This is a genomic window from Dictyoglomus sp. NZ13-RE01 (assembly GCA_002878375.1).
Lineage (GTDB): Bacteria > Dictyoglomota > Dictyoglomia > Dictyoglomales > Dictyoglomaceae > NZ13-RE01.
In genome coordinates this window covers 1-14967 of record NIRF01000001.1, presented here as the reverse complement: position 1 = coordinate 14967, position 14967 = coordinate 1, and the positions used below count along the sequence as shown (strand labels likewise).

Annotated in this window: 15 protein-coding genes and 3 tRNA genes; all 18 read right to left on the bottom strand. The window is 33.3% G+C overall.

The annotated features are described in order from the left end of the window. Positions 1-7: 7 nt before the first annotated feature. Complete coding sequence (locus CBR30_00090; protein PMQ02534.1) at positions 8-1090, bottom strand: peptidase M23; 1083 nt, start codon at positions 1088-1090, stop codon at positions 8-10. Positions 1091-1143: 53 nt separating this feature from the next. Beyond that, positions 1144-1968 (bottom strand): hypothetical protein, encoded by an 825-nt coding sequence (locus tag CBR30_00085; protein ID PMQ02095.1) that lies wholly within the window; start codon positions 1966-1968, stop codon positions 1144-1146. A gap of 2 nt (positions 1969-1970) precedes the next feature. Then, positions 1971-2216 (bottom strand): hypothetical protein, encoded by a 246-nt coding sequence (locus tag CBR30_00080; protein ID PMQ02094.1) that lies wholly within the window; start codon positions 2214-2216, stop codon positions 1971-1973. 2 nt (positions 2217-2218) lie between these two features. Next, on the bottom strand, positions 2219-2740 hold the full coding sequence (locus CBR30_00075; GenBank protein ID PMQ02093.1) for a heptaprenyl diphosphate synthase: 522 nt from the start codon (positions 2738-2740) through the stop codon (positions 2219-2221). Beyond that, positions 2737-3726, bottom strand: a complete 990-nt coding sequence (locus CBR30_00070; GenBank protein PMQ02092.1) for a thiamine biosynthesis protein ApbE — start codon at positions 3724-3726, stop codon at positions 2737-2739. Before CBR30_00070 ends, CBR30_00075 begins: the two co-directional genes overlap by 4 nt. Continuing rightward, positions 3727-4527 carry an electron transporter RnfB gene (locus CBR30_00065; GenBank protein PMQ02091.1) on the bottom strand — a complete coding sequence of 267 codons (801 nt, stop codon included), beginning with the start codon at positions 4525-4527 and terminating at the stop codon, positions 3727-3729. Positions 4528-4543: 16 nt separating this feature from the next. Beyond that, positions 4544-5131, bottom strand: a complete 588-nt coding sequence (locus CBR30_00060; GenBank protein PMQ02090.1) for an electron transport complex subunit RsxA — start codon at positions 5129-5131, stop codon at positions 4544-4546. A 9-nt stretch (positions 5132-5140) separates the two neighbouring features. Continuing rightward, a complete protein-coding gene (locus tag CBR30_00055) occupies positions 5141-5749 on the bottom strand; it encodes an electron transport complex subunit RsxE (GenBank protein ID PMQ02089.1) in 609 nt (202 codons plus the stop codon). A gap of 13 nt (positions 5750-5762) precedes the next feature. Then, on the bottom strand, positions 5763-6293 hold the full coding sequence (locus tag CBR30_00050; GenBank protein ID PMQ02088.1) for an NADH:ubiquinone oxidoreductase: 531 nt from the start codon (positions 6291-6293) through the stop codon (positions 5763-5765). After that, positions 6290-7240: an electron transporter RnfD gene (locus tag CBR30_00045; protein PMQ02087.1), complete on the bottom strand. Its 951-nt coding sequence runs from the start codon at positions 7238-7240 to the stop codon at positions 6290-6292. Before CBR30_00045 ends, CBR30_00050 begins: the two co-directional genes overlap by 4 nt. Before the next feature lie 12 nt (positions 7241-7252). Next, positions 7253-8563 carry an electron transport complex subunit RsxC gene (locus tag CBR30_00040; protein ID PMQ02533.1) on the bottom strand — a complete coding sequence of 437 codons (1311 nt, stop codon included), beginning with the start codon at positions 8561-8563 and terminating at the stop codon, positions 7253-7255. Between the two features lie 16 nt (positions 8564-8579). Continuing rightward, positions 8580-11225 (bottom strand): valine--tRNA ligase, encoded by a 2646-nt coding sequence (locus tag CBR30_00035; protein PMQ02086.1) that lies wholly within the window; start codon positions 11223-11225, stop codon positions 8580-8582. A 13-nt stretch (positions 11226-11238) separates the two neighbouring features. Beyond that, the gene (locus CBR30_00030; GenBank protein ID PMQ02085.1) at positions 11239-12468 is read right to left on the bottom strand and encodes an ATP-dependent protease ATP-binding subunit ClpX; all 1230 of its coding nucleotides are present in this window, start codon (positions 12466-12468) and stop codon (positions 11239-11241) included. A gap of 9 nt (positions 12469-12477) precedes the next feature. Further along, a complete protein-coding gene (gene clpP / locus CBR30_00025; GenBank protein ID PMQ02084.1) occupies positions 12478-13062 on the bottom strand; it encodes an ATP-dependent Clp endopeptidase, proteolytic subunit ClpP in 585 nt (194 codons plus the stop codon). A 1-nt stretch (position 13063) separates the two neighbouring features. After that, positions 13064-14359: a trigger factor gene (tig, locus tag CBR30_00020; protein ID PMQ02083.1), complete on the bottom strand. Its 1296-nt coding sequence runs from the start codon at positions 14357-14359 to the stop codon at positions 13064-13066. Positions 14360-14432: 73 nt separating this feature from the next. Beyond that, positions 14433-14507: transfer RNA gene (locus CBR30_00015), tRNA-Gly, on the bottom strand. A gap of 10 nt (positions 14508-14517) precedes the next feature. Beyond that, positions 14518-14602 (bottom strand) — tRNA-Leu (locus tag CBR30_00010). 16 nt (positions 14603-14618) lie between these two features. Then, positions 14619-14694: transfer RNA gene (locus tag CBR30_00005), tRNA-Lys, on the bottom strand. Positions 14695-14967 lie beyond the last annotated feature (273 nt).

The following is a 14967-nucleotide window of genomic DNA, read 5'->3' as shown; positions in this document are numbered from 1 at the left end:
ATCTTATTCATTTTAACCATAATGTTGGATCCTTAGGCTCTCCATTCACTCTTACCTCAAAGTGTAAATGAGGTCCAGTACTTAGTCCTGTACTTCCAACATATCCTATAACCTCCCCTTCACTTACTTGCTCCTCTAAGTTTACAACAATTCTTGATAAATGAGCATATAAAGTAGAAATACCACCTCCATGATCTAATATAACCAGTTTCCCATATCCACCATACCATCCTGCAAATATAACTCTACCTGGTGCAACAGCTTTTACAGGAGTTCCATAACTTGCAGAGATATCAATACCAGTATGAAACATGGGAGCACCACCGAGCAGTGGATGTCTTCTCATTCCAAAACCAGAGGTAATGCTTCCTATAACAGGCCATGATAAGTTTCCTTTTTTTGCCTTTGCAACCTTATCCGATGCAAGTTTATTAATCAAGGCTTCAATCTCTTTTGACTCTCTCTCAAGAGTTGCTATTGTTTGCTGTTGGAGTCTTTTCTGCTTTCTTATATCTTCAAGATAAGCACTTTTCTCACTCTTCATCTTTTCTATATAAGCTTTTTTCTGCTCTATTTCTTCTACAAGATTTTCTACCCTTTTCTTCTCCTCTTCCCATTCCTTTCTTTTTTCTGCTATTTCTCTTCTTTGTTGATCAATAGTTTTCAGTCTATTAGCTTCAATTTTAAACATGCATCGCACATAATACGGTATCGCCAGAAAATCAAAGGATGATTTTTCTCCTAAAAAGACTTGCCATATATCATCATGTGTATTATTTTCCTTAAATACGTCCTTTAACATGTCTTTGTAGTTTAGACTCCTATTTTTTAAATTTCTTTCCATTATCTTCAATTGATTGGTCAAAACCAATAGATTTGACTGCGCTTCCCCTAATCTTGCTTCAGCATTTGAAAGTTCCCTCTCTGTTTTATCTAATTGATAATCAATATTATTGATTTCTCTTAAAATACTAAGTTCCTTACTCTCTAAGACTTTCACTTGTTTTTTCAAAGCGTTAATTTTCTGTCTCTTTTCTTGCAATTCTTTTTGTTTTTGCAAAATTACATCAGAGGACTGGAGTAAATTCATGAATATAAATAAGAACCAAAATATAAAATATAAAATTCTTAAGGTTCTCTTTCTCATTCTTTTAATCTATACCAACCTATTAATGCGGAAGAAAAACTTAATATTAGACTGGATAAAAAGAAGAACACACCCCATAAAACGAAATGTTTTAAGTCAATTACGTAAGGGATGTATGGGAGAATCTTTTCCACAGCATCTTTTATGAAAAATAATATATAATAAATTAAAACTAAGGAGGATATTGCTGGAAAGAAAACTGTAAAGAAATTCTCAAAAAATTGTGTGATAATTGAATAATTTGGATATGCAATCTGAGAATGTGCCAATAGTTCAATAATAATAATTACAAAAGAAAGACTTCCCATGATTACAAATATATTTTTCAATACTTTTGCAACCTTATAAATATTAATCCACTGATCTCTTAATTCCAGGGAATATTTCACATCATCTACTAAGGGATTAGCTAAAATCCAACTAACGAAATCTTCCATATCACTTAAATTAATTAGACTTATCTCTAAAGCTTTTGGAAGGTTTGATGGAGATCCCCATGCAAAAATATCCTTTTCATTACCCAATGCTTCTTTTAACTTATTCCATGCAACTTCTTGATTTATATAACTCATACTTAGGATAGGATACTTAGATTGAATATCACTTTGCAGTTTAAATATATCCTTTTCAGGAATAGTTGGAGCAAAAAATACATAAATTTTTATTCTATCTTGCCATATTAAAAGAGAGCCGTTTATTGATGTAATAAATACAATTAAAACTATAAAAATAACAAAAAAGACAAATAAACCTGCAACCAGAAAAAAGCTTTTCTTTGTAAAACTTTTCCAACCTTTATAAATATCATGTAAAATTTCCATGTTTATAAGCTATAGAAAACTAAAACTAAAAGTATACCTATAACACTACCTAAATTAAACCTTATATTCAACCCAAATGTCAAGTTCAAAAAATATAAATCCAAAGTAAAGGGAGAAAAACCTATGTTTATTCCACTGGATAAAAATTGCAATTTTTCTTTAAAACTTTCTGCTAAAACTCCACCCATTATCATTCCTAAAATTATCAAAAAAATTAAAAACTTTGTAGACCATCTATTCCTTCTCATTCCTACCCTCCTAAAATGGCATTAATTTTATTCATCACCCACTCCCCCAAAATTCCATTAAATGTTCCTGTTATAAAAGCAAAAAATACTAAAAAAGGAAAATAAAATAAAATACTTTTATGAGATATAAAAAATGAGACCACAATCAACTGAGAAATATTGTGGGCCAATGCCCCAAATATACTAACATATATAATTTTTAAATTTTTATTTCTCTCCAAAATCCCCATTATAAAGGCACTTACAACTCCTCCTGTTAAACTCAAAAAGAATGAAAGTCCAAAAATCCCACCTAATAATATATTAACCAAAATTACTCTTAAAAAGGATATTATTAAGCCCTCTTTTAAACCTATCCAGTAGATTGTAAGTAAAGTTATTATATTAGCAATACCAAGTTTTGAGCCAGGTAAAGAGGTTAGTGGATTCAAAAATAATGCTTCAATATAATACAAGATACATGCCAAAGAAAGCATAACTCCCAAAAAAGTTATATAATTTATACTCTTATTAAATTTCATCATTTTTCTAATTCAAAAATAACTCCGCTCGTCCTAATAATTTTTCCGTTTTTATCTATCATAACAAATTCTACATCTGGAAAAAACTTATTTCTAAAATCCAAAGCTCTTTTTCCTAATACAAAAAATGTTGTTGATAGAGCATCAGCTTCAATCCCATTTTTTGAAATTACAGTCACACTCATAACATCAGATGCTGGAAAACCGTTCTTAGGATTCATTATATGACAGTACCTTATTCCATTCTTTACAAAATATCTTTCATAATCACCAGATGTAGCAACAACACCTTCTTTGATTTTTATTTTGCCAATTATTCCATCTTTTCGAGGATGTTTTATTCCAATCTCCCAATAATCTCCCCTTTCAGGTTTTCCTAAAACAGCTATATTACCTCCAAAATCAATATAAACTTCATCAATCTTACTATCCCTACAAATTTCCAAAGCCTTTTCAATAGCATATCCTTTTGCAATTCCTCCTAAATCAATTGAAGCTTTATCTTTCAATAGCCTTACTTTATTATCTTTAATATCTATATATCTCCAATTTACTAATTCTAAAGCCCTTTTAATTTCACTCTCCCTTGGCAATCTATAAGAACTATTGTAAAATCCCCAAATCTCCATTAAAGGTCCAACTGTAGGATCAAAATATCCATCTGATATCTTAGCAAAGTACAATGCTTTATTAATAACTTCCAATACTTCCTTCGAGACTTCTATCCATTTTCCTGCATTGTTATTTATCTTATAAATCTCACTTTCCTTTTTAAATCTATCCAATTTCTTGTCTAAATCTTCTAACAAATTCCAAATCTTGGAAACGACTTTTTGACTCTCCACTCCTTTAATTCTTATAACAACATAGGTGTCCATTAATATGCCTTGCTTTTCTGCAAAATCTTCTCTTGGAATCTCTTTTATCAAATAGGCAACAGAAAACATAAAAATTAACAGAATAATAAATAGAAAATACCTTCTGAACATTTATTTCTTAAGCAATATTAAAGCCTTCGTTGGACACTTTTCAACACATATACCGCATCCATCACATAAATTATAATCAATTACTGGTAATCTGCCCTGCATTTTAATAGCTCCCTTAGGACAGGATTTTTCACAAATTCCGCATCCAATACAAGCTTTTGAGCAAACTTGTCTTGCATCAGGACCAGGAAGAGTTGTTTTACAGCCTAAAAGAAGTGGGATATTTACAGGTAAAAGGGTCAATACACCGCGAGGACAAGCCTTTACACATAAACCACAACCTGTACATTTCTCTACATCTATATGAGGTAATCCATCTTCTCCCATTGATATAGCAGAAAAAGGACAAGCCTCAACACAATCTCCAAATCCAAGACAGCCATTTATACATCCCTTTGGTCCTCCTTGTACCAGATCTACTGCCTTACAAGTTTTTATTCCTTCATAAATAAACCTTTCTTTTGCAATATCCTTTCCTCCCTGACAAGTCAAAAAGGCTACATTTTTAACTACTGTTATATCTTCCTTTATTCCCATAATTCGAGCTACTGCCTTTGCAACTTTTTCTCCACCAGCCACACAACCAGTAACTGGAGCTTTTCCTTCTACTATTGCATTTGCTAATCCTTCGCAACCAGGATAACCACAAGCCCCACAATTACTCCCTGGCAAAACCTTTAAAACCTCTTCAACCCTTGGGTCAACTTTAACAGCAAATTTTTTACCTGCATAAGCAAGACTACTACCAAAAATTAAACCAATTCCCCCTAAAACTATCATAGATAATACTACTACATTCATATATTCTTACCTCCTCCTAATGAGCCATCCCCTGGAAACCTAAAAATACTAAAGCAAGAAGCCCTGATGTTATAAAGACTAAAGGATATCCTTTCCAAAAATCTGGTATTTCAGCAAAACTTAATCTTTCCCTAATAGATGCCAAAAGTATTAAAGCTAAAGTATATCCTATAGATACTCCAATAGAGTAAACTATTACCTCAAGAAGATTATAGGACATATCTATGTTTATAAAGGTAACTCCCAATATAGCACAGTTTGTTGTAATTAATGGTAAATATATACCCATTGCTTTATATAAGTATGGGGATGTTTTTCTTATAACCATTTCAACTAACTGAACTAACGCTGCAATTACTAAAATAAAGGCTATAATTTTTAAAAAAACTAAATTCAATGGCAGAAGAATATAATAATAAATAAAGAAGGTAACTACAGATGCCATTACAGTAACAAAAGTTACTGCTATTCCCATTCCTATAGACGCATCAAATTGGGATGTCATCCCTACGTAAGAACATAAAGCCAAAAACCTCATGAATACAATATTATCAACCAATGAGGCAAATAAAAATAAAGTGAATAATTTTCCTAATAACCCCATTGTTACCTCCTATTCCTTTTTATTAATTTTCTTAAAGGACCAATTTAAAATTCCAATCAAAAGTCCTATTCCCCAAAAGGCTCCAGGAGGCATTATAAAAGCCATCGCTGGTTTAAAAAAAGATGGCATAACAGGAATATTCATTAAAGTACCTGCTCCTAAAAGCTCTCTCATAGCAGATAAAACCACTATAGTCCAAAAGTATCCTACACTCATTCCAAGACCATCTGCAATAGAGTTAATAACATTATTTCTATAGGCAAAAGCCTCAGCCCTACCAATAATAATACAATTTACCACTATTAAAGGAATAAATATTCCTAAGGATTTATGTAATTCTGGAAGATAAGCGGACATAACCAAATCTGTTATAGTTGTAAAAGTTCCAATAACTATTATAAATATGGGAATTCTTATATTTCTTGGTGTTATAGGTCTGAGTAATGATACAAAAATATTCGAAAAGACCATCACAAAAGAAAAGGCAAGTCCCATTCCTATACCGTTTGCAACATTAGTTGAAACCGCAAGCACAGAGCAAAGTCCGATCATTAATATTAATACAGGGTTTTCTCTAAAAATACCATTTACAAAGTTCTTCCAGAATTCTCTTAACATAAATAATCACCTCTCACTTCAAAGATAAAACTTCCTTTACAGCATTTAAAACTGCCCGAGAAGAAATTGTAGCACCCGTTACAGGTTGAATATCCCTCTTAATTTCTAAATTAGGAGAACTCTTTCCTATGAACTGACTTAAAAATTCATCCTTTACTATGTTTGCACCTAGACCTGGTGTTTCTTGTTGAGAAATCACTTTTACCTTCACAATCTTCCCACTGCTATCTATTCCAATCATTAGATTTATATCACTGCTATAACCTCTAATACTTACTTCAAAAACTTTTCCAATAAATTTATCATTATTCTTACCGATATAAATATCAAAGATTTTGACTAATTTATTCTTTGGAGTTGGAAGATTAGATACCTTTTCAAACTCTTTTGCATTTGGTAATAACTCTTGTAAGGCTTGAAGTTTTTCTCTTTCCTTTTGCTGTGCTATTACTTTTTGAGTCTGAATATATGTATAGGCTAAAGCTCCAGCAGCAATAGCACAAATAAGCATTAAAATCAAACCATATGTTATTATTTCCTTCATTTTCGCACCTCACCAAACCTTCTTAACTTTATACTTCTATCAATTAATGGAGTTAATACATTCATAACCAATATTCCATAGGAAACTCCTTCAGGGTATACCCCATAAATTCTAATCATCATGGTAAGAAAGCCTGCCCCAATACCAAATATTAATCTTCCCTTTCTCGTTAAAGGAGTTGTAACCCAATCAGTAGCCATAAAGAAAGCTCCTAAGAAAACACCACCTGCTAAAATCTGAAAAATAGGGTCTTTTCCATATAGTAGAGAAATTACCATAATTGTAGATATAAAACTTACTGGAATCACCCAATCCACTATATTTTTATATATAAGCCAAAGACCTCCTATCAAAAGAAGTAGTGCGGATGTCTCACCTATACATCCTGGTATTCTACCTATAAATAAATCCCAATAAGAAGGTAAATTGTATGGTAATTTAAGTTTTTCAATAGCAAGAGGTGTTGCGGAAGTTATAGGTATTGTGGAAGAAATAAAAGAACTTATGGGAGCTATCCAATGAGTCATTATGGCAGGATAAGATGTTAATAGAAAAGCTCTTCCAACTAATGCTGGATTTAAAAAATTATTACCAAGACCACCAAAAATTTGTTTTGTTATGACAATAGCTACAAAATTTCCTACCACAGGGATCCATAAAGGAACATTTGGAGGCAAGGTGAGTGCAAGTAATAATCCAGTAACTAATGCGCTAAAATCCAGCAGGTTTCTTAAAGATTTTTTTCTAACAAAAAGAGATATCCCTTCCCAGAAAATTGCGGATATTACACTAACTAAAACAACCTGAAGAGAATATAAGCCAAAAAAATAGATTCCTGCTACCGTAGCAGGAATAAGCGCAAATACCACATTCAACATTACTTTGCTTACATCTTCATCAGCAAAAACATGAGGAGAAGATGAAACTATTAATTCTTTCTCCATCATAATAAGTTCCCCCTATTTTCTTCTTTTTGCTAATATTTCAGATTTAGCTATCCTTATATATTGGAGCAATGGTCTTCTTGAAGGACATATATAACTGCAAGAACCACACTCCATACAATCTAAAGCTCCTTCTTCCTCTGCTAAATCAAATTTTTTCAGTCTTGAGTATTTTGCAATAATAGTAGGCTTTAAATGCATTGGGCATACATCCACGCATCTCCCACATCTTACACAAGCCATTGGATCATATATTTTTACATCTCTTCTTGGCATAACTAATACACCAGAGGTTCCCTTAATAATAGGAGTAGCCAAACTATAAACCGCAACCCCCGTCATTGGTCCCCCAAAAATAACTTTTCCAGGTGTATCTACAAAACCTCCACACTCATCTATTAACTTGTAAACTGGTGTTCCTATTAGAACATTCAAATTTTTAGGATTTTTAACACCTTCTCCTGTTACTGTTACACCCCGTGATATCAAAGGCAAACCAGTTTTAAAATACTCCGATATTGCACAGGATGTTCCAACGTTATTTACTACAACCCCAACATCCAAAGGAAGTCCTCCAGATGGAACTTCTCTATCTAAAACAGCCTTAATTAATTGTTTTTCGGAACCCTGAGGGTATTTAGTTTTTACTAAAACAACATCCATTCCACTCTTTACATGCTTTTTTAACACTTCGTAAGCATCCTTCTTATTATCCTCAACTGCTATAATTCCACGCTTAACTCCCAAAACATACATAAGTATCTCTAAGCCCTCTACAATACACTCGGGTTTTTCTAACATTAATCTATAATCAATGGTTAAATATGGCTCACATTCTGCACCATTTAATATAACAGTATCTATATTTTTTTCCTTCGGGGGAGTGATTTTAACATGGGTTGGAAAGGCAGCACCGCCTAATCCTACAATACCAGCCTCCCTTATATGATTCCTAATCTCATCAGGAGATAAATTTTTCCAGTCTATTGGTTTAATCTCTGGGTAAACCTCATCTTTGCCATCACTTTCAATCTCAATAGTAAGCACATTCCTTCCTGTTGGATGAGGATGAAGACCTATTCTTCTAACCGTTCCAGAAGTTGGAGCATGAACAGGAGCTGTAACATAAGATTGAGCATCTCCTATTTTTTGTCCTTTATAAACATGGTCTTTAACTTTTACTAAGGGTTGCGCTGGAGCTCCTGTATGTTGCAGTAAAGGAACATATAATTTTTCAGGAATAGGAATTGAGTAAATAGGAGAATTTTTCGCAAGCTCCTTCTTTTCAGGAGGATGAACTCCCCCTTTAAAGCTAAAAACTTTCATAACTTCCTCCTCCCTTTCATTCAAGAACTCTTAGCCTTCTCAAAAGTAATTCCTTCTTCTCTAAGAGAGTATTATATTTTTCTCTTTCTTTCTCAACCACCTCAATGGGAGCCTTCTCTAAGAAATTTTTATTGTTCAATTTATTTTCTAAATTTACAATTACCTTTTCTAATTCCTTCAATTCTTTCAAAACTTTTTCCTTTTCCTTACTTATATCTATTAAGCCAGCTAATTTAACAAAGAAATTGGTATCTCCTACTAAACTGTGAGCTGTATTCTTCTCTTCAATCATAGATGGAGATAAGATTAACCTTACCTTTGCTAAATTAAAGAAATATCCTGAATATCCTTCAATTAAGGCTTTTTCCATTTGATTTTCTGTATAGAAATATACATTAATCAGCTCTGATGGTGGTATCTCGAATTCTGCTCTTATTGCCCTTAAACTCCTAATACCCTCTTGAATAAAAATCATATTTTTTTCGCTTTCCTCATCTAAAAACTCACTTTCTACCTTTGGCCAGCTATCAATCATAATACTTTCTGAAGTATTTGGAAGCTTCTGCCAAATTTCCTCAGTAATAAATGGCATTACAGGATGTAGTAGTAATAAATTAGTTTTCAAAACTTTACATAAAACTGTCTGAGCTATTAATCTACTTTCTGCATCTTCCTTATCTGCTAATCTTGGTTTTACCAGTTCTATATACCAATCACAAAATTCTGTCCAAAAGAAGTTATAAATTGTCTTCACATATTCACTAAATTTATACTCCTCTAAACATTTTGTAACTTCTTCTACTTCCTTCTGTAATCTACTAAGAATCCACTTATCTGATAGAGACAATGTATGAGCAAGCAAATCTATATTATTGTAATCCACGTTATCGTCTAAATTCATAATTACAAATCTACTAGCATTCCAAATCTTGTTTGCAAAGTTCTTAGTATTGTCAAAATTTTCCTCATGAAATCTCAAGTCCTGCATCTCAGTACATTGAATAGCTAAGCCAAACCTTGTAACATCTGCGCCATACTTTTCTATAAGTTCTAATGGATCAACACCTGTTCCTTTTGATTTACTCATTCTTTTGCCTTCTCTTGTTAGAACTGTAGGATGAATATAGACATGATAGAAGGGAACATCCCCTTTGAACTCAAGCCCCATCATAATCATTCTTGCTACCCAAAGGTTTATTATGTCCCTTGCTGTGCTTAGTACGGAGGTTGGATAATAGTATCTTAAATCTTCTGTATCCTCTGGCCAACCTAATGTTCCTAAAGGCCATAAAGCAGAACTAAACCATGTATCAAGTACATCCTCATCTTGTTTTAAATTTGTACTACCACAAACCTCACACTTAGTAGGGGTATTAATGTTCACATTTACATGACCGCAATCTTGACAATACCATGCTGGAATTCTATGCCCCCACCACAATTGACGGGATAGACACCAGTCTTTGATATTATACATCCAATCAAAGTAAATTTTCTTCCATCTATCAGGAATAAACTTAACAACTCCTTCTTCAACAACTTTAATAGCTGGTTTTGCAATTTCACTCATCCTCATAAACCACTGCTTTGATATGAGAGGTTCAATTGGTGTTCCACATCTATCACATGTGGCTAAATCATGAGTGTAGGGTTCTTTTTTCACTAAAAATCCCTTCTCTTTAAGCGCCTCTTCAACTGCCTTTCTTGCTGAATAAACATCTAAGCCTTTGAACTCCCCAGCATTTTCATTCATAAATCCCTTTTCATCAATAACTTGTATAAATTCCAAATTATGCCTCATTCCTATTTCAAAATCCTCACTATCGTGAGCAGGAGTAACTTTCAATGCTCCAGTTCCAAACTCAGGATCTACTGATTCATCCGCGATTATTGGAATTTTTCTTTCCATAAGAGGAAGGATAACATATTTTCCTATTAAATGCTTGTACCTTTCATCATTAGGATTTACTGCAACGGCGGTATCTCCCAACATAGTCTCAGGTCTTGCGGTAGCAATTATTATCTCTCCATCCTCATCTGCCAGCGGATATCTTATATACCAGAGATAGGAATTTTCTTCTACATACCTGACCTCTAAATCTGAAAGAGCAGTTCTACATCGAGGACACCAATTTATAATTCTTTCTCCTCTATAGATATATCCCTTTTTATATAATCTAACGAAGGCGGTAATAACAGCCTTCGAATAAACCTCATCCATAGTAAATCTTAATCTATTCCAATCACATGAAACCCCAAGCTTCTTTAATTGTTCTACTATTGTTTGTCCATACTTTTCTCTCCAATCCCAAACTCTCTTTAAAAATTCATCTCTTCCTAAATCCCAACGGGTTTTTCCCTCTTTTAATAATTCTCTCTCCACTACAGCTTGGGTAGCTATTCCAGCATGATCAGTCCCAGGAATCCAAAGAGCATTATATCCCTGCAACCTTTTCCACCTAATTAATATATCCTGAATAGTAGCATTTAGGGCATGTCCCAAATGGAGAGAACCTGTGATATTAGGAGGAGGCAAAACTATTGTAAAGGGCTTTTTATTATAATCAACTTTTGAATGAAAATATCCTTTTTCAATCCAAAACTTATACCATTTATCTTCTACATCCTTAAAATTATAAAGACCAGGAAGCTCCTCCTTCATTAATTCGCCTCCTTTATCCTGCATTTTTAAGAATATTTTCCCAAGACAAACCTCTTCGATTATATACCAATTCTGGCGTAACTACAAACTTTTTAATATTTCTTCTGGGCAATTCATACATTACTTCCAACATAACCTCTTCAATTACTGCACGTAATCCTCTTGCTCCTGTAGCCTTTTCCTGAGCTTCCTTAACTATAGCCCTTAATGCTTCTTCTGTAAATTCTAATTCAATTCCATCTAAGGCAAGTAAAGCTTTATACTGCTTAACTAAAGCATTTTTTGGTTCTGTGAGAATTCTCAAAAGAGCGGATTCGTCAAGAGGATCCAAAACAGTGACTATAGGAAATCTTCCCACAAACTCAGGTATCATACCAAATTTTAATAGATCTTCTGGTAAAACTTGATTCAATATAGAGGATAAATTTCTTCTTTTCTTAGGCTCTACTTTTGAACCAAACCCGATATTCTCAATGTCCAATCTTTTTTCAATTATCTTTTCTATTCCCTCAAAGGAGCCTCCTGCAATAAATAATATATTTTTAGTATTGATCTGTATAAATTCCTGATATGGATGTTTTCTTCCACCCTGAGGAGGCACATTTGCTATTGTACCTTCTACTATTCTTAATAAAGCTTGTTGTACTCCTTCGCCGGAAACATCCCTTGTTATAGATGGATTTTCTGACTTTCTCGAGATTTTATCAATCTCATCAATATACACAATACCTTTCTCAGCCTTTTTAACATCCCAATTTGCATTTTGTATTAAACGTAGGAGAATGTTTTCTACATCTTCTCCTACATAACCTGCTTCTGTTAAAGTGGTAGCATCTGCAATAGCAAAAGGAACTTTTAAAAATTTTGCTAAGGTTTCTGCAAGAAGAGTTTTACCAACACCAGTAGGTCCTATAAGCAAAATATTGCTTTTTTGAAGTTCTACATCTTCACTTATTTTATTACCATAATATATCCTTTTATAGTGGTTATAAACAGCAACAGATAATACCTTTTTGGCTCTCTCCTGCCCTATAACATACTGATCTAAAAATGCTTTAATCTCTGATGGGGTTGGCAAAACAAAATCATTATTTTGTTCAATCTTCTCTTCGTCCTCATTAATTAAATCATAACAAAGAGAAACACACTCATCGCATATAAAAACACCAGGACCAGAAATTAATTTTTTTACTTCTTTTTGACTTTTACCACAAAAGGAACATCTAATTTCCTTATTTGACATAACTACACCTCATTTCTTACTTTCAAGTACTTCATCAACAATACCATATTCTTTAGCTTCTTGCGCAGACATAAAGAAGTCTCTATCAGTGTCTCTTTGAATCTTTTCCAGAGGCTGACCAGTATGGTAAGCTAAAATCTCATTTAATACATTTCTAATCTTTAATATTTCTTTAGCGTGAATCTCTATATCAGCTGCAGGTCCATAAACACCGCCTAATGGCTGATGAATCATTACTCTCGAGTGAGGAAGAGCATATCTTCTTCCCTTGTCACCAGCACTTAACAAAACTGCCGCCATACTTGCTGCTTGCCCCACACAAACAGTTGCTACCTTTGGCTTTATATGTCTCATAGTGTCATAAATAGCAAGTCCAGCAGATACTTCACCACCCGGACTATTTATATAAAGATAAATATCTTTCTCAGGATCTTCAGATTCTAAAAATAATAGTTGAGCAATAATCAGATTTGCAACTTCATCATTAATAGCAGTTCCTAAAAAAACTATCCTACTTTTTAGAAGGCGAGAATATATATCATATGCTCTCTCGCCACGTGGTGTCTGCTCAATTACAATTGGTACTAATGTCATATTAACCTTCCCCCTTCTTTGTGTTTTCCTCTATTAAAAACTCTACAATTTTACTTCTCAAAAGATTTTTTTCTAAAGTCTTTAAATCACCACTTCTCTCTAATTCCTCTTTAATTTGACTTACAGATTTATTTTCTTCTTCTGTAAACCTACTTAAATATTCATCTATTTCTTCTTCAGTTACTTTGATATTTTCTTCCTGAGCAATATGTTCAAATATAAACTCTAATTGGATTCTTTTTCTTGCCCTCTCTTTTATTTCTTCAATAAATTGTTCCTTAGTCATCCCAATCTCCTTCAAGTAATCTTCAAAATCTTTTCCACTTCTTGCTAAATCATTAAACAATTCCTGAAACATAGCCTGAGCAACTGTTAAAACTAAAGTTTCAGGAGGATCTATTTCACTATCTTCTATTATCTTATTAACAATCTCATTATAAACTTTCTCTTTTTCAACATCTGATTTGTTTTTTATTAGCGCCTCTTTAATCTTTGAATACATTTCCTCAACATTGGAATATCCTAATTTTTGAGCAAGTTCTTCATCGCTAATCACATCATAAGACCAAGCCTTGTTAATTCTCCATATAACAGGTATAACTTTACCTGCAAATTTTGTATCTGGATAATCATCAGAGATTTTTGTCTCTATTATCTTCTGTTCTCCAATTTTCATTCCAATTAATTCCTTTTCAATCTCTTTATCATAACTTCCATTCAATCTAATCCAGAGGGGTTCTAACTTTATTCCATCTTTGGTTTCCCTCTCTACATAAACCAAATCTCCCTCTCCTATCTCTCTATCTTCTATGGGCTTTAGTTTACTATTCTGTAATTTTAATTGCTCCAAAAACTTACTAAATTCTTCTTCACTAACCTCAACATCTTTTAACTCATAATTCAAACCTTTGTATTGCCCTACTTTAATATCTGGGAAAATCTCAACCTTAAGAGAAAAATTAAGATTTTCATTTTCATTCCAATTCTCTTGAATATATGTATAATCTGGATCTGTATATGGTTTTATGTTTTCTTTAGATATTATGTATTTATATGCGCTCCTTATTGCTAATCTAATTGCCTCTCTATAAAAATCTTCTCCTAAAAATTTTTCTAATATGGGTCTTGGAGCCTTACCCTTTCTAAAACCTGGTACCACAACCCTATTTACTAAACTCTTATAAGCTTCATTTAAAAATTCATCCCTCTTTGAAGAATCTATTTGTACATCAATTGTTAAAACACTTCCTGGTTCTCTTTTGATATTATAACTAATACTTCTTTCGTCAAAACTCATCCTTTCCCTCCTATAAAATAAATAATACCTCAGATTTTACTCTGAGGTTTTTAATATAGTTTTCTTTTTTAATTGGAGCGGGAGACGGGATTTGAACCCGCGGCCTTCTCCTTGGCAAGGAGACGCTCTACCCCTGAGCTACTCCCGCATCATTTACTTGGTGCGAGGGGCGGGAGTTGAACCCGCACGGGTGTTCCCCACTAGATCCTAAGTCTAGCGCGTCTGCCATTCCGCCACCCTCGCACCTTATATTCAATTTTGGTGAGCCGTGCAGGAATCGAACCTGCAACCCCCTGATTAAGAGTCAGGTGCTCTACCTGTTGAGCTAACGGCTCAAACCTCAAGTAAATTTATACACTACCTTTAGTATATTGTCAAGAATCATAATTGGCTGACCTGTAATCAGTTTTTGAAAAGAAAAACCTCCCAGGGTTAGAATTAGATTAGAAAGAGATAACATCCAAACCCCGGGAGGTGAAAACTATGGTCATTAATATTCTACCAGATTTTTCTTTAAGAAAAAAGATAAAAGAAATTTTAATTGTGTTAATAATGAGTTTAATAAAAGAGAAAAAACCATCAATTAGAGCTCTTTCTAAAAAAGCTTT